Source organism: Streptomyces johnsoniae, assembly GCF_031845565.1.
Taxonomy (GTDB): Bacteria; Actinomycetota; Actinomycetes; order Streptomycetales; family Streptomycetaceae; genus Streptomyces; species Streptomyces johnsoniae.
The window spans coordinates 67428-82991 of the sequence record NZ_JAVREV010000019.1 but is presented as its reverse complement, the minus strand read 5'-3'; the positions used below and the strand labels follow the sequence as shown (position 1 = coordinate 82991).

17 protein-coding genes are annotated in these 15564 nt (G+C 74.7%); 6 read left to right on the top strand and 11 right to left on the bottom strand.

What is annotated here, in order from left to right:
- Nucleotides 1-192 precede the first annotated feature (192 nt).
- Nucleotides 193-933 (top strand): GntR family transcriptional regulator, encoded by a 741-nt coding sequence (locus RM779_RS28095; protein WP_311620581.1) that lies wholly within the window; start codon nucleotides 193-195, stop codon nucleotides 931-933.
- Here the strand turns inward: RM779_RS28095 and RM779_RS28090 are convergent.
- The 6 genes from RM779_RS28090 to RM779_RS28065 all read right to left on the bottom strand — a co-directional run bounded on the left by RM779_RS28090 (nucleotide 920) and on the right by RM779_RS28065 (nucleotide 7106).
- Nucleotides 920-2077, bottom strand: coding sequence for an ROK family protein (locus RM779_RS28090; RefSeq protein ID WP_311620580.1), 1158 nt, complete (start codon nucleotides 2075-2077; stop codon nucleotides 920-922). The genes RM779_RS28095 and RM779_RS28090 overlap by 14 nt on opposite strands.
- 22 nt (nucleotides 2078-2099) lie before the next feature.
- Nucleotides 2100-3530, bottom strand: coding sequence for an adenylosuccinate lyase (gene purB, locus RM779_RS28085; protein ID WP_311620578.1), 1431 nt, complete (start codon nucleotides 3528-3530; stop codon nucleotides 2100-2102).
- Nucleotides 3531-3541: 11 nt separating this feature from the next.
- Nucleotides 3542-4324, bottom strand: a complete 783-nt coding sequence (locus RM779_RS28080) for an SGNH/GDSL hydrolase family protein (protein WP_311620577.1) — start codon at nucleotides 4322-4324, stop codon at nucleotides 3542-3544.
- A 155-nt stretch (nucleotides 4325-4479) separates the two neighbouring features.
- Nucleotides 4480-5007: a DUF5709 domain-containing protein gene (locus RM779_RS28075; RefSeq protein WP_077062793.1), complete on the bottom strand. Its 528-nt coding sequence runs from the start codon at nucleotides 5005-5007 to the stop codon at nucleotides 4480-4482.
- A gap of 18 nt (nucleotides 5008-5025) precedes the next feature.
- On the bottom strand, nucleotides 5026-5442 hold the full coding sequence (locus RM779_RS28070; protein ID WP_311620576.1) for a DUF2267 domain-containing protein: 417 nt from the start codon (nucleotides 5440-5442) through the stop codon (nucleotides 5026-5028).
- 86 nt (nucleotides 5443-5528) lie between these two features.
- Entirely contained in the window at nucleotides 5529-7106 is a 1578-nt protein-coding gene (locus tag RM779_RS28065; RefSeq protein ID WP_311620575.1) for a phytoene desaturase family protein, read from the bottom strand.
- Between the two features lie 115 nt (nucleotides 7107-7221).
- Here RM779_RS28065 and RM779_RS28060 point away from each other — a divergent pair, with 115 nt between their 5' ends.
- The 3 genes from RM779_RS28060 to RM779_RS28050 all read left to right on the top strand — a co-directional run bounded on the left by RM779_RS28060 (nucleotide 7222) and on the right by RM779_RS28050 (nucleotide 10722).
- Nucleotides 7222-7857: a DUF1349 domain-containing protein gene (locus tag RM779_RS28060; protein ID WP_311620574.1), complete on the top strand. Its 636-nt coding sequence runs from the start codon at nucleotides 7222-7224 to the stop codon at nucleotides 7855-7857.
- A gap of 73 nt (nucleotides 7858-7930) precedes the next feature.
- Complete coding sequence (locus RM779_RS28055; RefSeq protein ID WP_311620573.1) at nucleotides 7931-9745, top strand: ABC transporter ATP-binding protein; 1815 nt, start codon at nucleotides 7931-7933, stop codon at nucleotides 9743-9745.
- A gap of 116 nt (nucleotides 9746-9861) precedes the next feature.
- Complete coding sequence (locus tag RM779_RS28050) at nucleotides 9862-10722, top strand: alpha/beta hydrolase (RefSeq protein WP_311620572.1); 861 nt, start codon at nucleotides 9862-9864, stop codon at nucleotides 10720-10722.
- Nucleotides 10723-10788: 66 nt separating this feature from the next.
- Here the strand turns inward: RM779_RS28050 and RM779_RS28045 are convergent, their stop codons facing one another.
- Nucleotides 10789-11406 carry a TetR/AcrR family transcriptional regulator gene (locus RM779_RS28045; protein ID WP_311620571.1) on the bottom strand — a complete coding sequence of 206 codons (618 nt, stop codon included), beginning with the start codon at nucleotides 11404-11406 and terminating at the stop codon, nucleotides 10789-10791.
- 75 nt (nucleotides 11407-11481) lie between these two features.
- Nucleotides 11482-11883 (bottom strand): NUDIX hydrolase, encoded by a 402-nt coding sequence (locus RM779_RS28040; protein WP_311620570.1) that lies wholly within the window; start codon nucleotides 11881-11883, stop codon nucleotides 11482-11484.
- Nucleotides 11884-11976: 93 nt separating this feature from the next.
- Between RM779_RS28040 and RM779_RS28035 the strand changes: the two genes are divergently transcribed.
- The gene (locus RM779_RS28035; protein WP_311620569.1) at nucleotides 11977-12672 is read left to right on the top strand and encodes a nuclease-related domain-containing protein; all 696 of its coding nucleotides are present in this window, start codon (nucleotides 11977-11979) and stop codon (nucleotides 12670-12672) included.
- Between the two features lie 17 nt (nucleotides 12673-12689).
- Here RM779_RS28035 and RM779_RS28030 read toward each other — a convergent pair whose 3' ends face one another.
- Genes RM779_RS28030 through RM779_RS28020 form a run of 3 tightly spaced genes read right to left on the bottom strand, consistent with a single transcriptional unit; the run spans nucleotide 12690 to nucleotide 14627 of the window.
- Nucleotides 12690-13076 (bottom strand): VOC family protein, encoded by a 387-nt coding sequence (locus RM779_RS28030; protein ID WP_311620568.1) that lies wholly within the window; start codon nucleotides 13074-13076, stop codon nucleotides 12690-12692.
- Between the two features lie 37 nt (nucleotides 13077-13113).
- A complete protein-coding gene (locus RM779_RS28025) occupies nucleotides 13114-13542 on the bottom strand; it encodes a PPOX class F420-dependent oxidoreductase (RefSeq protein WP_311620567.1) in 429 nt (142 codons plus the stop codon).
- Between the two features lie 14 nt (nucleotides 13543-13556).
- Nucleotides 13557-14627 (bottom strand): DUF2332 domain-containing protein, encoded by a 1071-nt coding sequence (locus RM779_RS28020; protein ID WP_311620566.1) that lies wholly within the window; start codon nucleotides 14625-14627, stop codon nucleotides 13557-13559.
- 227 nt (nucleotides 14628-14854) lie between these two features.
- On the opposite strand from RM779_RS28020, the gene RM779_RS28015 reads away from it, so the two are divergent.
- On the top strand, nucleotides 14855-15517 hold the full coding sequence (locus tag RM779_RS28015) for a ThuA domain-containing protein (RefSeq protein WP_311620565.1): 663 nt from the start codon (nucleotides 14855-14857) through the stop codon (nucleotides 15515-15517).
- Nucleotides 15518-15564: the final 47 nt, after the last annotated feature.

Below are 15564 nucleotides of genomic sequence, written 5' to 3'. Positions count from 1 at the left end.
TTCCGCATCCGCGGGCCTGGCCGGATGGGGCGCCTGATCCTCTTGTTCGCTTTGATGCACGAACAGACCCTACGTGCCCCCGATTGGTCTTGACCAAGCCACCCGCCCGGCCTAGGGTCGCTACATACGCAACAACCTTTCATAATCGCGTCGGCCAGGGACAGGACCGGCGCAGGGGGAGGCAGGGTGAGCATGAGCCGGCCCGACCAGCAGCAGCCCGAGCCCAAGTACTGGCACCTCAAAACCGTTCTCTCGCAGGCGCTCGACACGGAGTTCTCCGTCGGCCAGACCCTGCCGAACGAGCGGGAGCTCGCCGCCAGGTTCGGTGTCGCGCGAGCCACGCTCCGGCAGGCGCTCGACCAGCTGGAGCTGGAGGGCCGGCTCCAGCGCCGCCGCGGCGTCGGCACCACCGTCGCGCCGCCGCGCTTCGGCGTCGACGTCAGCCCCGGGCAGCACACCTGGCCCGGCACCGCCGGCGACCCGTGGGTGGCGACCGACTGCACCGTGGCGGTGCCGCCCCGCGCGGTGGCCGATGCCCTGGGGATGGCCGCCGACCGGCCCGTGGAGACCGTGCGGCGCACGCTGTTCACCCACGGCCAGCCGATCGGGACGGAGCACCTGTTCATCCCGCCCGGCGTGCTGCCCGCGGGGGAGTGGGCGGACACCGCGCGCGGCGCGGACCGCGCCGGGGCCGTGCTCGCCCGCCTTCAGCTTCTTCCCTGGGGCGGCCGGGACCGCGCGGTGGAGCTGGGCTCCGCCGGGGCCGACGCGGCGCGGCTCCTCGACCGGCTGCCGGGCTCGCCGGTGCTGATCGTCACCACCGGGTATGCCTCCGGGGGCCGCCCCGTCGCCGTCGGGGTGGCCACCTACCGGGCCGACACCTGCCGCCTCACCTTCGGCGACCAGGAGCCGCTGTCCCTCACCGCGGGCTGACCTCCCCGGTCACCGCGAACAGTTCCTCCTCCACCCGGTCCAGGGCCAGCCGCAGCGCGCCGGTGGCCACGGCAGCTCCGCCGAGCGCCGAGGCCACCACGCGCGGCGTGCGCAGACAGTAGCGCTCCAGCTCGTGGCGCAGCGGGTCGACCAGCCCGTCGAGGCCCGCCGCCCAGCCGCCGATGACCACCAGCTCCGGGTCCAGCGCCAGGACCAGCGCGGCCACGTCGTGCACCAGGCGTTCGACGAACCGGCCCACCGCGGCCCCGGCCCGCCGGTCGCCTCCGCGCGCCGCCGCGAACACCCGCGCCACCGCCTGCTCGTCCAGCGGATCGAGCGGCTCGCCCGAGGTGGACAACAGGCGCTCGGGCGTCGCCTGCCGGCCGAGCAGGTGCAGCGCCCCTATCTCCCCGGCCGCGCCGCCGTGCCCGCGGTGCAGCCGCCCGTCGATCAGCGACCCCGCGCCGGGGCTCAGCCCGGCCAGCACCATCACCACGTTGTCGGCGCCGGTCGCGGCCCCCACCCAGCGCTCCGCCAGCACGGCGGCGTTGGCGTCGTTCTCCACCAGGACCGGGCAGCCGAACGCCGCGGCGAGCCGTTCACCCAGCGGCAGCCCCGTCCAGCCCGGCAGCGCCGTGCAGAGCCCCACCGACCCGTCCGCCACCACGATCCCCGGGCTGCCGACGCCGACCGCCCGCAGCGTGCCCGTGTCGACCTCGCACTGCGCCAGCAGCTCCGCGGCCACCGCCCGCACCCCGGCGAGGCGCGTCTCGGCCGTCGCCCGCGTGGGCACCTCGCGTGCCACCGAGCCGAGCCGGTGCCCGGCCAGGTCCGCCAGCACGGCCGAGAGCCGCCGCGCCCCGATCTCGATGCCGAGCAGCCGCCCGGCCTCCGCCCGGAACCGGAACCGGCGGGCCGGGCGCCCCGGGCGCCGTCCCTCCGCGGCCCCCGCCGCGCCGCTCTCGGCGACGAGACCGGCCTCGGCCAGCCCTTCGAGCACCACGTCGAGCGTCGGCCGCGACAGACCCGTCGCGCGCGCCAGATCGGTCAGCGAGCAGGAGTCGGCGGCCCGCAGCGCGCGCAGCACCGCGGCCGAGTTGATCTTGCGGAGCAGCGACGGATCACCGCCGGTGAGACTCCCCACACCCGCCTCCCGGGCCAGAACGCTACAGAATCGCCCCCGGAGCGTACGCCGCCGCCTCGGGGTACCGCTTCACGACTTCTTCGACGCGGCCGAGCACCGCGGAGACCTGCGCCGCCGCCGCTCCCGTGAAGGACAGCCGGTCCGCCATCAGCGCGTCAAGTCCCGTGCGGTCCAGCGGAATCCGCTCGTCCGCGGCCAGCCGGTCCAGCAGCTCGTTGCGCTCGGCGCCCTCCCGCATCGCCAGCGCGGAGGCCACCGCGTGCTCCTTGATCACCTCGTGCGCCGTCTCGCGGCCCACGCCCGCCCGCACCGATGCCATGAGTACCTTGGTCGTGGCCAGGAACGGCAGGTAACGGTCCAGTTCGCGCGCGACAACGGGCCGGAACGCGCCGAACTCGTCCGTGACGGTCAGGAACGTCTCGGCGAGCCCGTCGAACGCGAAGAACGCGTCCGGCAGGGCCACCCGCCGCACGACGGAGCAGGACACGTCGCCCTCGTTCCACTGGTCGCCCGCCAGCTCGCCCGTCATCGAGGCGTAGCCCCGCAGCACCACGGCCAGGCCGTTGACGCGCTCGCACGACCGGGTGTTCATCTTGTGCGGCATCGCGGAGGAGCCGACCTGCCCAGGCTGGAAGCCCTCCGTCACCAGCTCCTGCCCCGCCATCAGCCGGATCGTCCTCGCCAGCGAGGAGGGCGCCGCGGCCAGCTGGACCAGGGACGTCACGACCTCGTAGTCGAGCGACCGCGGGTAGACCTGTCCCACCGAGGTGAAGACCTGCCCGAAGCCGAGGTGGCCGGCGACGCGGCCCTCCAGCTCCGCGAGCCGCCGCTCGTCGCCGCCCAGCAGGTCGAGCATGTCCTGCGAGGTGCCCACCGGGCCCTTCACCCCGCGCAGCGGGTAGCGCGCCAGCAGCTCCTCCACCCGCCCGAGCGCCACCAGCAGCTCGTCCGCGGCCGAGGCGAAGCGCTTGCCCAGCGTGGTGGCCTGCGCGGGCACATTGTGCGAACGGCCGGCCATCACCAGCTCCGCGTGCTCGGCCGCCAGCCGGCCGAGCCGCGCGAGCACGGCCACCGCCCGGTCCCGCACCAGCTCAAGGGACCGCCGGATCTGGAGCTGTTCCACGTTCTCCGTCAGGTCGCGCGAGGTCATGCCCTTGTGCACCTGCTCGTGCCCGGCCAGCGCGTTGAACTCCTCGATCCGCGCCTTCACATCGTGCCGCGTGACCCGTTCGCGCTCGGCGATCGAGCCCAGATCCACCTGCTCGACGACGCGCTCGTAGTCCTCGACCGCCCCGGGCGGCACCGGCACGCCCAGATCCGCGAGCGCCCGCAGCACCGCGAGCCACAGCCGGCGCTCCAGCACCACCTTGTACTCGGGGGACCAGAGGGTGGCCAGCTCCACCGAGGCGTAGCGGCCGGCCAGAACGTTCGGAATGCGCGGCTTGTCAGTCACGCCACCGGATTCTACGGGTAGTCCTCGACCGGCAGCGGCGCCAGATCAGGACGCTTGGGCGCAAGGCCGTCCCCCGAGGAACGGCCGCTCAGCCGCCGTCCGATCCACGGCAGCAGGTGCTCCCTGGCGAACCTGACGTCCGCCCCGCGGCGCACCGCCCAGCTGCCGGGCGCGGTCAGCGGCAGCGGCTGGTCCCAGTCGAAGCCGGGCTCGAAGCCGAGGCGCTGCCACACCGCCTCCGCCACCCGCCGGTGCCCCTCCGCCGTCAGGTGCAGCCGGTCGTCGGCCCACAGCCGCGGGTCGCCGAGCGCCCGCGACGCGAACAGGTCGACCACCAGCGCGCCGTGCCGCTCCGCCAGGTCGTCGATGAACGCGAACAGCGTCTCCATGCGCGTCCGGTACCGTTCGAGCACCGCGCCCCGGCGGCCGGGGCTGCGCATCAGCACCAGCTGCCGACAGGACGGTGCCAGGCGCGCCACCGACTCCTCCAGCAGCCCGCAGATCTCGTCCAGATCGCAGCGGGGCCGCAGCACGTCGTTCAGCCCGCCCACCAGGGTCACCAGGTCGGCGCCCATCGCCGCGCCCGGCGCCGCCTGCTCCTCGGCGATCTGCCGCATCAGCTTGCCGCGCACGGCGAGATTGGCATAGCGGAAACCGGCCCTGCGGGCCGCGAGCCGCTGCGCCAGCAGGTCGGCCCAGCCTCGGTAGGTGCCGTCCGGCATGGCGTCGGACATGCCCTCGGTGAACGAGTCGCCCAGGGCGACGAAACTGCGGAAATCAGGTGCACTGTGCATGGCGACCGACATCGTAGTCAGCCGCCGCACCCGCACGCCCGCGGGCCCGGCCGCGGCTGTCTGCCGCGGCCGGGCCCGTAGGCCTGCCGGGGGCCTCCGCCACGCGAGTCCGGTAACGCGAGTCCGGTAACGCAAGGGGGCCTTCGCGTGGCCGGTCAGGAGCCGAAGTCCTCGGCCTTTTCCTCCTGCTCGTCCTCCGCGAGGTGCATCGCGGCCTCCTCCGCGCCCGCCGCGCCGCCGTCGATGCCGACGTCCGCCGCTGCGATGCCGTCGGTGCGGCGCAGCGTCTCGTTGTCCGCGCGCACCAGGCGGCCCGCCCGGTCCTCGCCGGACAGCTCCGCGGCCATCGGCTCGCCCGCCATCCCCGGCTGGTCCCCGATCCCGTTGCCGGCCGGCTCCGAGACCTCGGGCACCTCCTCGGCCAGCCGCTGGTCGAGCGTCTCCCGCTCGCGCTGCTCGGCGGCCGTCGTGCCGTAGTCGTTGACGGCGAGCGGCTTCTCCGGCGGCGAGTAGCCCTCGTCCAGGGTCTCGTCCAGATCGCCCTGGCCCAGCGCGTTGTCCAGGTCGACGTCCGTCGGGTCGTCGCGGGTTCCGTAATCCGGCGGCTGGTAGACCTCGTCTCCCATCGCCTCGTCGTCGAGCGCCGCATCGGGCGCCGCGGGCTCCGACCTGTCGTCGGACATGGCGCAACTCCCTCCCGTTCAGTTTCCCGCCGGGCCGGAGCTGCCCGCGAACAGCACCTCGGCCAGGTCGTCGTCCAAAGACGTGCGGACCTTGTCGGCCAGTCCGCCGACGGTGGCCTCGTCGGTCACCTCGACGACGCAGCGGGCCTCGTGCACGGCCTTCGGCATGTCCGCGCCCGACCGTTCGGCGACGCGGCCGAAGAACTCCTCCCGGCTCATCCGCACGCCGGTGGCCGGCAGGTCGGGGGCGTAGGCCACGCGGAGCAGGTGTTCGCCGATCTCGCGCGGCAGCTGCGCCGCGAGCTTCTCCGCCAGCGGCGGCGGAATGCGTTCGGCAAGGGTCTCCAGGCTGGCCCGCGTGGCGCTCTCCGCCGCGCCCCGGCTGTCGAGCCGGGCGCGTGCCTGAACCTGTCCTATGAAGTCGTCGTGCTGCATGATCGCCTCCCCTCGGCTCGCGGCCCGGGTTCCCAGGCCCATGGGGGCAAAACCGGCAAACGGCGGTGAACCGGCCGGGCTCCGGCTCAGCGGCCGAGCGCGGCCATCGCGGCGTTGTGCCCCCCGATGCCGCTGACCCCGCCGCCGCGCACCGCGCCCGCCCCGCACAGCAGCACGTTCGCGTGCCGCGTGGCCACCCCCCACCGCGCGCCGCTCCCGCCGTCCGCGGCGTCCTCGGCGTCCGCGGCCGCCCAGGGGAAGGACAGGTCGCCGTGGAAGATGTGGCCGCCGGGCAGGGCCAGCTCCCGTTCCAGGTCGAGCGGCGTCCTGGCCTCGATGCACGGCCGCCCGTCCGCGTCCGTGGCCAGGCAGCCGGCGAGCGGCTCGGCCAGGTGCTCGTCGAACGCCGCGAGCGTGGCGTCGAGCAGCGCGCCGCGCGCCGCCTCGTTGTCCCGGGCGAACAGCCGGGCCGGGGTGTGCAGGCCGAACAGCGTCAGCGTCTGGCAGCCCCGCGCGGCCAGCCGCGGGTCGAGGATCGAGGGGTCGGTGAGTGTGTGGCAGTACACCTCGCTCGGCGGCGTGGCGGGCGGCGAGCCGTCCGCCGCCTGCCGGTGGGCCGCCGCCAACTGCCGGTAACCCTCGGCGATGTGGAACGTTCCGGCGAACGCCTCCCGCGGGTCGGCGGCCGGGTCGCGCAGCGCGGGCAGCCGCCGAAGCAGCATGTTGACCTTGAACTGCGCGCCCTCCGCGGCGGGCGGCGGCGGGTCGCCGAGCAGCGCGGCCAGCCCCTGCGGGGACGCGTTCACCAGTACCCGCGCCGCACCGACCGTGCCGTCCCCGGCCGGGCCGCGGAACGCCACCTCCGCGGTCCTGCCGTCCGCCGCGACGGACGTCACCTCGTGCCCGGTGCGGATCTCGGCCCCGGCGGCGCGCGCCGCGCCGGCCAGGGCGTCGGTCACCGCGCCCATGCCGCCCACCGGCACGTCCCAGTCCCCGGTGCCCTGCCCGATCACGTGGTAGAGGAAGCAGCGGTTCTGCGCGAGCCCCGGGTCGTGCGCGGAGGCGAACGTGCCGATCAGCGCGTCCGTCAGCACCACCCCGCGCACCAGGTCGTCCTCGAAGGCCGCCTCGATCGCCTCGCCGATCGGCCGCTCGAACACGGCCTCCCACGCCGCGTCGTCCCCGACGAGCGCCCGCAGCCCGGCCCTGGTGGGCAGCGGCTCGGTCAGCGTCGGGAAGACCCGTTCCGCGATCCGCGCCGTCATCGCCTGGAACCGCCGCCACGCGGCGTACTCCCGGTCCGAGCCGGTGAGGCGCGCGAACGACTCCCGGGTGCGGCTCTCTCCGCCGCCGATCAGCAGCCCCGTCGGCCGGCCGCCGCGGACCGCCGGGGTGTAGGAGGAGAACCGCCGCTTGCGCAGCGCCGTGCGCAGCCCGAGATCCGCCGCGATCCGGGCGGGCAGCAGGCTGACGAGATAGGCGTAGCGGGAGAGCCGGGCGGCGACCCCGGGGAACACCTCGTCCGACACGGCCGCCCCGCCGGTGCGCCAGGATCGTTCGAGCACCAGGACACTGCGCCCGGAACGGGCGAGGTAGGCGGCGGCGACGAGGCCGTTGTGTCCGCCGCCGACGATCACGGCGTCGTACGACGCGAGGGCTGGCATGGCCCCTGCCTAACACGCGGCGCGCGCTTCCGGCCAGTGTCGCGGCCGCCCCTGGCACTCCGGCGGCACCTGGCTTAAAGTCCCGGCAGGCGGGGGCGAGAAGAGGGGGAATCCCATGGAGCAGCAGATACGTGTCCCGGCCGTGCCCGTGCCCCTGCGCCCGTTGAACCGGCCGGCCGACTGGTCCGTCGACGGCGATGGCGCCCTCACGCTCGGCGCGGGCCCGGGTACGGACCTGTTCAGCGATCCCGGCGGTCCTGACCGGTTTGCCAACGCCCCCGCGCTCATCGGGCGCGTCGAGGGCGACTTCGTGCTCACCGCCCGCGTCACCACCGGCCTTGCCGCGACCTACGACGCCGGCGTCCTGCTGCTGTACGCCGGCGAGGACAACTGGGCCAAGCTCTGCCTCGAAGTGTCCCCGCAGGGCGCCCCCACCGTCGTGTCCGTGGTGACCCGCGGTGTCTCGGACGACTGCAACGGCCTCACCCTCGACTCCGGCGAGGCGTGGCTTCGGGTCGCCCGCGTCGGACCGGCCTACGCCTTCCACGCCTCGACCGACGGCGGCTTCTGGCACCTCGTCCGGTACTTCGCGCTGACCGCGGGTACGGAGGCGGGCCCCGGGCCGGCCCCCGGCCAGGTCCCCGAGGTCGGCTTCCTGGCGCAGTCCCCGACCGGCGCCGGGAACACCGTGCGCTTCTCGGACATCGAGTGCGCCCCGCGCACGCTCGCCGACCTGCGCGGAGGCGGCTGAGCGGCCGTCCCGCCGCCGTAGGGTTGAGGGTCGTTGTCCGTCCGTTCCCTCGACCGTCCTCCCGAAGGAGCCCATGCAGCCCGACACCGTCCCGCCGACCGGGGAGACGCCCCCGGCCCCCAGCATCCGCCGCATCCTCCGCCTCTTCCACCCCTACCGCGGCCGCCTCGCGATCGTCGGCCTGCTGGTCGGCGCGTCGTCCCTGGTCGCGGTCGCCACCCCGTTCCTGCTGCGCGAGATCATCGACGTCGCCCTGCCCGAGCGCCGGACGGGTCTGCTGGCGCTGCTCGCTCTCGGCATGATCCTCACCGCCGTGACCAGCAGCGTCTTCGGCGTGCTCCAGACGCTGATCTCCACCACCGTGGGCCAGCAGGTGATGCACGACCTGCGCACCGCCGTGTACGCGAGGCTCCAGCAGATGCCCCTGGCGTTCTTCACCAGAACCCGCACGGGCGAGGTGCAGTCCAGGATCGCCGACGACATCGGCGGCATGCAGGCCACCGTCACCTCGACGGCGACCTCCCTGGTCTCCAACCTCACCGCCGTGGTGGCCACCGTGGTGGCGATGCTCGCCCTGGACTGGCGGCTCACCCTGGTGTCGCTCGCGCTGCTGCCCTGTTTCGTGTGGATCGCGCGCCGGGTCGGCCGGGAGCGGCGGCGCATCACCACCCAGCGGCAGCGGCAGATGGCGGCGATGGCCGCGATGGTGACCGAGTCGCTGTCGGTCAGCGGCATCCTGCTCGGCCGCACCATGGGCCGGGCCGAGGCCCTGACCCGGGACTTCGCCGCGGAGTCGCGGGAGCTCGTCGGTCTTGAGATCCGCGCCAGCATGGCGGGCCGCTGGCGCATGGCCACCATCGGCATGATCATGGCGGCCATTCCGGCGCTGCTGTACTGGTCGGCCGGGGTGATGTTCCAGCTCGGCGGCAGCCCCCCGTCCATCGGCACCCTGGTCGCGTTCGTCACGCTGCAGCAAGGGCTGCTGCGCCCGGCGGTCTCGCTGCTGTCGACCGGGGTGGACATCCAGGCGTCGCTCGCCCTGTTCCAGCGGATCTTCGAGTACCTGGACCTGCGGCCCGGCATCACCGAACGGCCAGAGCCCGTCGAGCCGGAACGGGTGCGCGGCGAGGTGACGTTCGAGCAGGTGACGTTCGCCTACGAGACCGCCGGCCCGCCGGCCCTGGAGGGGATCGACCTGACGGTTCCGGCGGGCGGCTCGCTCGCGCTCGTCGGACCGACCGGGGCGGGCAAGAGCACCCTGGGCTACCTGGTGCCGCGCCTGTACGACGTGACCGCGGGCCGGGTGACCCTGGACGGCGTGGACGTGCGGGACCTGAGCTTCGCCGCGCTGGCCGGGGCGGTCGGGGTGGTCTCCCAGGAGACGTATCTCTTCCACGCCTCGGTGGCCGACAACCTGCGGTTCGCACGGCCGGAAGCCACGCAGGAGGAGATCGAGGCCGCGGCACGGGCGGCCCAGATCCACGACTACATCGCGGCGCTGCCGTCGGGGTACGACACGGTGGTGGGGGAGCGGGGCTACCGCTTCTCCGGCGGCGAGAAGCAGCGGCTGGCCATCGCCCGCACCATTCTGCGGGACCCGCCGGTGCTCGTCCTCGACGAGGCGACCAGCGCCCTGGACACCAGGACGGAACGGGCCGTGCAGCAGGCGATCGATTCCCTGTCCGCCGGCCGCACGACCATCACGATCGCCCACCGGCTCTCGACCGTGCGCGACGCCGACCAGATCGCGGTGCTCGACGGCGGCCGCGTCGTCGAACTCGGCACGCACGACGAGCTGATGGTGCTCGGCGGCCGCTACGCCGACCTGGTGCGGCGGGACGGCGAGGCGCCGCGCACCGCCGTCGAGGCGACCTCGGCGACCTCCTGACCACCCCGGCCGGCCCTCGGGCCGCCGGCACACGTTCATAAAACTGTGCGAACGGTCGTGCTACTATCTCGCCGTCGGCGCTGCCCACCGCCGACCCCAGGGACAGGAGACCGCACATGAACCTCAGGGCAGGACTGCTGCGCGCCGCCCTCAACGGCACCGGCCGCGTCGCCCCCCGCCTCGCCGGACGCTGGGCCCTCGGCCTCTTCGCCCACCCGGTGACCCGCGTCGCCGTCCGCCCCGCCGAGGAGCCCGTGATGCGCCGTGCCCGGCGCGGCGAGCTGACGGTGAACGGCAAGACCGCCGTCGTCCACCGCTGGGGCGACGGCGAGCGCCCCGTTCTGCTGATGCACGGCTGGCTCTCCCGTGCCTCCCGGTGGAGCCCCATGATCGAGGCGCTGGCGGACCGCGGCTACAGCCCGGTGGCCTTCGACGCGCCCGGCCACGGCGAGGCCGGCGGCCGGGGCACCACGATCCTGGAGTATCGCGAGCTGGCCCGGCGCCTGCACGCCGAACACGGCAGGTTCGCCGCGGTGATCGGCCACTCCGTCGGCGGCCTGAGCGCCTTCCACGCGCTGCGCGGCGAAAGCCTCGCCGACCGGCTCGTCACCATCGGCGCCCCCGCCGAGTTCGGCTTCCTCGTCGACAGCTTCTGCGCCAGGGCCGGCCTCGGCCCCTGGGCGCTGCCGCAGCTGCGGCACGGTATCGAGGAACGGATGTTCCCCGGCGAGCGCGAGCTGTGGGCCCGCTTCTCCGCCACCCACCATCCGGCCGGGCTGCGGATGCCGCTGCTCATCGTCCACGACGAGGCCGACGACATGGTCCCCGTCGAGCAGTGCCGCCGCCTGGTGGCCGCCTACGGCGAGCAGGCCGACGTGATGCTGACCCGCGGGCTCGGCCACCGCCGCGTCATCGCCGACCCCGCCGTCATCGAGGCCGTCCTGGACTTCGCCGCCGCCACCGACCCCGTTGCGTGAAAGCCGAACCCGCAACCCGCAACCCGCAACCCGCGGGCAGCGGCCCGCAGCCCGCGGCCCCTTGCCTCAGGCCGCCGCCGCGGCCAGCCGGGCCGAGATCCCGGCCGCCGCACGCCCGTAGCCCGCGTCGTCCGCGTGCAGCGCGGAATCGTTGTTCGCCATCTCCAGCAGCGCCGTCAGCTCGAACGCCAGCTGCGGAACGTCGAGGTCCGCGCGCAACTCGCCGGCACGCCGCGCCTCCTCCACCAGCTCCCGCACGTGCCCGACCCACTCGCTCCTGGCCGCGGCCACCGCGTCGCGCACCGGGCCGCTGCGCGCGCTGAACTCCGCGGAAACCGAGGTGAAGAAACAGCCGCCGGGGAACACCCGCGACCGCGAGTAGGCCAGGAACGCCTCGCACAGCCGCCGCACCCGGCCGAGCCCCGGCGGCTCCTCGGCGGCCGGGCGGGCGACCTGGTCGGCGAAAACGGCGCGCGCCGCCCTGATCGTGGCGAGCTGCAACTCCTCCTTGGAGCCGAAGAGGGCGAACACCCCGCTCTTGCTGAGCCCCAGCTCCGACGCGATGCGGCCGATCGACAGGCCGTCGAGCCCCTCGACGGAGGCGATGGCCATCGTCCGCCCCAGGACCAGTCGGCGGGTCTGGTTCCCCCGCTCCACCCGCCCGTCGGTCCGCGCACCGGCCATCTCGTGCCGCCCTTCCTCCCGCAGGACCTCATCGTAACGAAGCCGCTGCGGCGCCCGGCCCGGCCGCGCGGCGGCTCAGCGCAGGCGGCCGGCCTCGGCCAGCGCGTCGAACGCCGCCTGGTCCACCAGCGGGGTGCGGTGCCGGTCGGCCAGGGAGAGCCAGGCGATCTCCTCGATCTCGTTGCTCGCCCGCGGAGTGCCCTCGTGCCGCGCCGTGTAGCAGGCCATCCGCACCAGCGTGCCGTCCGGGTGGCCCTCGGCCTGCGCCGTGTACGTGCCCACGTGCTCGGCCGAGTCGGGGTCGAGCGCGACGGCCAGCTCCTCCCGTACCTCCCTAACCAGGGTCTGCACGTCGCTCTCGCCGGGCTCCCGCTTCCCGCCTGGGATGTAGAACAGCTCCTTGCCCCGCGAGCGCGCCCCCAGGATGCGCCCGTCCGCCAGGTGTACCCAGGCCACGGTGTCGATGAGCCGTCCCACTGCCGTCCCCCTCGGGTCGGTCCGCACCCGCGGTGCGTTCCGCTGCGTTCCGCCGGGTACGGCCTCTCGTCCCCGGCGCCGGACGATGATGTCATGGAGGGCAGGGAGGGCGTGATGGAGAACCCGGAAGACCCCGGCCGGTGGCCCCCCGGCAGCGGGCCGCTGTGGCTGCACCCGGACGACGACCTGGCCCCCAACCGGCCGGGCGAGACCCTGTACGGCAAGGTGGCCGCGCTGCCCACCGGCGCCGCGCGCCGGGCGCGGATGCGGCTGCTGCGCCGGGGCGCGGAGGCGGATGCCCTGCGCTCCTCGCTCCTCGCCGAACAGACGGCGGGCGCCCGGCTCGACCGGCTCGGCGGGGCCGGCTGGCGCGTGCTGCACTCGGTACCGCTGCCGGGCGACGCGGACATCTCCCACATCGCGATCGGCCCCGGCGGCCTCCTGGTGTTCCGGTCCGTGCTCCGCCGTGGCGCCCGCGTCGAGGCGGGGGAGGACGTGGTCCGGATCAACGGCCGCCGCACCGAGCCCGACGTGCGGCGCTGCCGCGGGGACGCGCGCCGCGCCGCGCACGCCCTCGGCCGCGCCTGCGGGCACCCGGTCACCGTGCACGCGCTCCTGGTGTGCGTCGGGGCGGCCCGGATCGGGGTCACGTCCGCGCTGCGCGATGTGGAGGTGCTGCACGAGGACCGGATCGCCGGGCTCGCCGCCCGCGGCGGGGTCCTGAAGCCGGACGGCATCGAGGCGGTGTACGGCGTCGCGCGGGACCGCAGGACCTGGCACCACGCCTGAACGGGCCGCGGCCAGCCTCAGCGCACCGTGGGCCTGGCCACCGGCTCGGGCTCGGGCGGGAACACGCAGAACTCGTTGCCCTCCGGGTCGCACAGGACGTCCCACTCCGTCCCGCCGGAGCGCCGCCGCAGCACTCGCGCGCCCAGGGCGATCAGCTCCTCGGTGTCGCCGCGGACGTCGAGATGCAGCCGGTTCTTCGCCGTCTTCGGCTCGGGCACGGGATTGATCCAGATGAGCGGCCCGGCGCCGGACGGGTCCCGGATCGGCACCGGCCACTCGGGCGGCGGTTGTTCGCCGGGCGGCGCGGCGCGGCGCTCGTAGCCGAGCACCGTGCACCACCAGTCGGCGAGTGTCTGATGGTCGTTCGCGTCGAGGGCGAGGTCCTTGAAGCGTGCAGGTGGCATGGCCGGAAGCCTCTCACGGCGCCCCGCGCGGGCCGGGTCAGTCCGCCACCCCGGACTCCGCCACCACTCGCTCGGGCTTGACCCGCACCAGCAGCTCGCCCGGCACCCCGTTGCGCGCGCCGAACTCCGCCGCCCGGTCCTCGCCCATGTACCGGCCGCCGATCCGCTCCGCCCAGTCGCGCAGCTCCGCCGGGTCCCCGCTCAGCTCGGCGCGGCCGTGCATCACCACGAAGCCGAACGGCGGCACCTCGTCGTCGACACACAGGGAGACCCGGTCGTCCGCGGCCATGTTCCGCGCCTTCACGGTCCCGGCGCCGGTGGTGAGGATGATGTCCTCGCCGTCCAGTACGAACCAGACCGGTGCCACGTGCGGGCGGCCGTCCGTGCGCACCGTCGCCAGCTTCGCCGTTCTGGTGCCGGCCGCGAGGAACGCGCGCCACTCGTCCTTGGTCATCGTGTGTCCCATGGGCTCATGATCGGTCATGCCCCCGGGCCCGGCCACCGGGCCGGCAGGCCGTGCGGGTGGGCGGTGGCGAGCATCTGCACCGGACCGGTGCCCGACCGGACGGACAGCCGGAACTCCGCCCCGCCGTCGGACGGCTCGAAGGAGACGACGGCGAAACCGGCGTCCGGCCCGGACGCCCTGGCCAGCCGGTCCAGCTCGCGCTCGACCGCCGCCCACTCCGCCGCCGGCACGTACTGCCGCATCACGGAGTGCCACAGGACCGTCAGCGTGCCGGGTTCGAGGTCCATCTCCGACAGGAACTCGGCCGCGCCCGCGGCCTCCACGGTGGCCGGCACCTTGGCGGCGATACGCAGCGCGCCGTCGAGACGCTCGAGCCGCGCGGTCTGGTCCGGCCAGACGTAGGCGCGCAGGGCCAGCGAACCGTCCGCCGACAGCGGGTCGATCGGTGAGGGGTCACAGCCGCGCCGCTCCACGATCCGCAGCGCCTGGTGCCGTGCGGCGCCCGCGAGCAGCCAGTCGGGTACGGCACCGTCCCAGGCGTCCGCGAGCAGTACCGAGGAGTCCACCGGACCCCAGGAGAAGTCGCCCGCCACGTAGCGGAACTGCTCCGCCCGCAGATTCAGGCCCGCGCTCGACCCCAGCTCGAACAGCCGCACCGGGAGCTGGGCGGAGGGAACGGCGTACAGCAGGCCGGCGAGCAGCAGAGACGCGCGCCCCACCTCGTTCGTCTGCGGGGGCCGGCGCAGCCAGTCGCCGATCCACTCCGGCTCCGCGGCGACCACCGCGCGGAACGCCGGCCAGGCCGCGTCCGCCCGCCGGAACGTGCCGCCGGTGCTGGGGTAGTGCGCCGCCAGGTCCGGCGCCCGGCCGGTCAGCGCCAGCGCGTGTACGGCGCCGAAGAGGCGCAGCGGCAGCGCGTCGTCCACCACCGTGTCCGGGTGCCCCGCCACCGCCGCCGCACACGGTCCGCCCATCCGGACGTCGTCCGCGGCCCGGCTCATGAGCGCCGCGTACAGCGGCGAGCCGAGGCGCGCGCACGACCGGGACTGCTGGGCGAAAATCCCGGCAACGTGTTCGCGGGGCATGCGTACTCCTCCCGAGGGGATGCTCAAGATCATGGGGCCCGGCGGGGGTTGAGTGGAAGACCTGCCGGAGGAATATGCCGTGCGATATTTCACCGACCGGGGTGTGCCGTCCCGTATCCGTGCCCCGATTGGCCGTGATCATGACAGCTACGGCGTGGTCATCCGGAAAAGACGCCGTGCAGGCCGCTCCCGTGAGCGGCCGAAGGGCGGGCCTACGATGGGGAGTCATGAGCGCTCCCCGGATTGTCGTCTTCACCCGCACCACCGGCTTCCGGCACGACTCCATTCCCGACGGGATCGAGGCGTTCCGCGACCTGGGCGCGGAAGAGGGCCTGGAGGTATCCGCGACCGAGGACCCGGATGAGCTGGCCGCCGCCCTGCCCGGCAGCGCCGCGGTGGTGTTCCTCTCCACCAGCGGTGACGTCCTCACCGACGACGGGCGCCGCGCCCTGCGGGCCCATCTGGCGGACGGCGGCGGCTTCATGGGCGTGCACGGCGCCTCCACCACCGAGTACGGCTGGCCCTGGTTCGGCGAGGACGTGGTCGGCGCCGTCTTCGACGGCCACCCCGAGCTCCAGCGGGGCGTCGTCACCGTCGAGGACCACGACCACCCCGCCACCGCCCACCTCGGTGACCGGTGGGAGTTCACCGACGAGTGGTACAACTTCTCGGTCAACCCGCGCGGCCGCGTGCGGGTCCTGGCCACCGCGGACGAGACCACCTACACCGGCGGCCGGATGGGCGCCGACCACCCCATGGTGTGGTGCCATGAGCTGGCGGGCGGCCGCTCCTTCTACACGGCGCTCGGCCACACCTCCGAGTGCTTCGGCGACCCCGGCTTCCGCCGGCACCTGCTCGGCGGCCTGACCTGGACGGCCCGGCTGGCTTAGGGCCCTCGTCCGCGCGCGGGAACGGGGGCCCGCCGCCCGGGCCCCGG

What these genes read in the sequence shown, in the direction of transcription:
- RM779_RS28015 (WP_311620565.1), top strand. Translation starts at nt 14,855, where the DNA reads ATGAGCGCTCCCCGGATTGTCGTCTTCACCCGCACCACCGGCTTCCGG.
- RM779_RS28035 (WP_311620569.1), top strand. Translation starts at nt 11,977, where the DNA reads ATGGAGGGCAGGGAGGGCGTGATGGAGAACCCGGAAGACCCCGGCCGG.
- RM779_RS28080 (WP_311620577.1), bottom strand. Translation starts at nt 4,324, where the DNA reads ATGCACAGTGCACCTGATTTCCGCAGTTTCGTCGCCCTGGGCGACTCG.
- RM779_RS28070 (WP_311620576.1), bottom strand. Translation starts at nt 5,442, where the DNA reads ATGCAGCACGACGACTTCATAGGACAGGTTCAGGCACGCGCCCGGCTC.
- RM779_RS28065 (WP_311620575.1), bottom strand. Translation starts at nt 7,106, where the DNA reads ATGCCAGCCCTCGCGTCGTACGACGCCGTGATCGTCGGCGGCGGACAC.
- RM779_RS28020 (WP_311620566.1), bottom strand. Translation starts at nt 14,627, where the DNA reads ATGCCCCGCGAACACGTTGCCGGGATTTTCGCCCAGCAGTCCCGGTCG.
- RM779_RS28055 (WP_311620573.1), top strand. Translation starts at nt 7,931, where the DNA reads ATGCAGCCCGACACCGTCCCGCCGACCGGGGAGACGCCCCCGGCCCCC.
- RM779_RS28060 (WP_311620574.1), top strand. Translation starts at nt 7,222, where the DNA reads ATGGAGCAGCAGATACGTGTCCCGGCCGTGCCCGTGCCCCTGCGCCCG.
- RM779_RS28095 (WP_311620581.1), top strand. Translation starts at nt 193, where the DNA reads ATGAGCCGGCCCGACCAGCAGCAGCCCGAGCCCAAGTACTGGCACCTC.
- RM779_RS28075 (WP_077062793.1), bottom strand. Translation starts at nt 5,007, where the DNA reads ATGTCCGACGACAGGTCGGAGCCCGCGGCGCCCGATGCGGCGCTCGAC.
- RM779_RS28025 (WP_311620567.1), bottom strand. Translation starts at nt 13,542, where the DNA reads ATGGGACACACGATGACCAAGGACGAGTGGCGCGCGTTCCTCGCGGCC.
- RM779_RS28045 (WP_311620571.1), bottom strand. Translation starts at nt 11,406, where the DNA reads ATGGCCGGTGCGCGGACCGACGGGCGGGTGGAGCGGGGGAACCAGACC.
- RM779_RS28030 (WP_311620568.1), bottom strand. Translation starts at nt 13,076, where the DNA reads ATGCCACCTGCACGCTTCAAGGACCTCGCCCTCGACGCGAACGACCAT.
- RM779_RS28050 (WP_311620572.1), top strand. Translation starts at nt 9,862, where the DNA reads ATGAACCTCAGGGCAGGACTGCTGCGCGCCGCCCTCAACGGCACCGGC.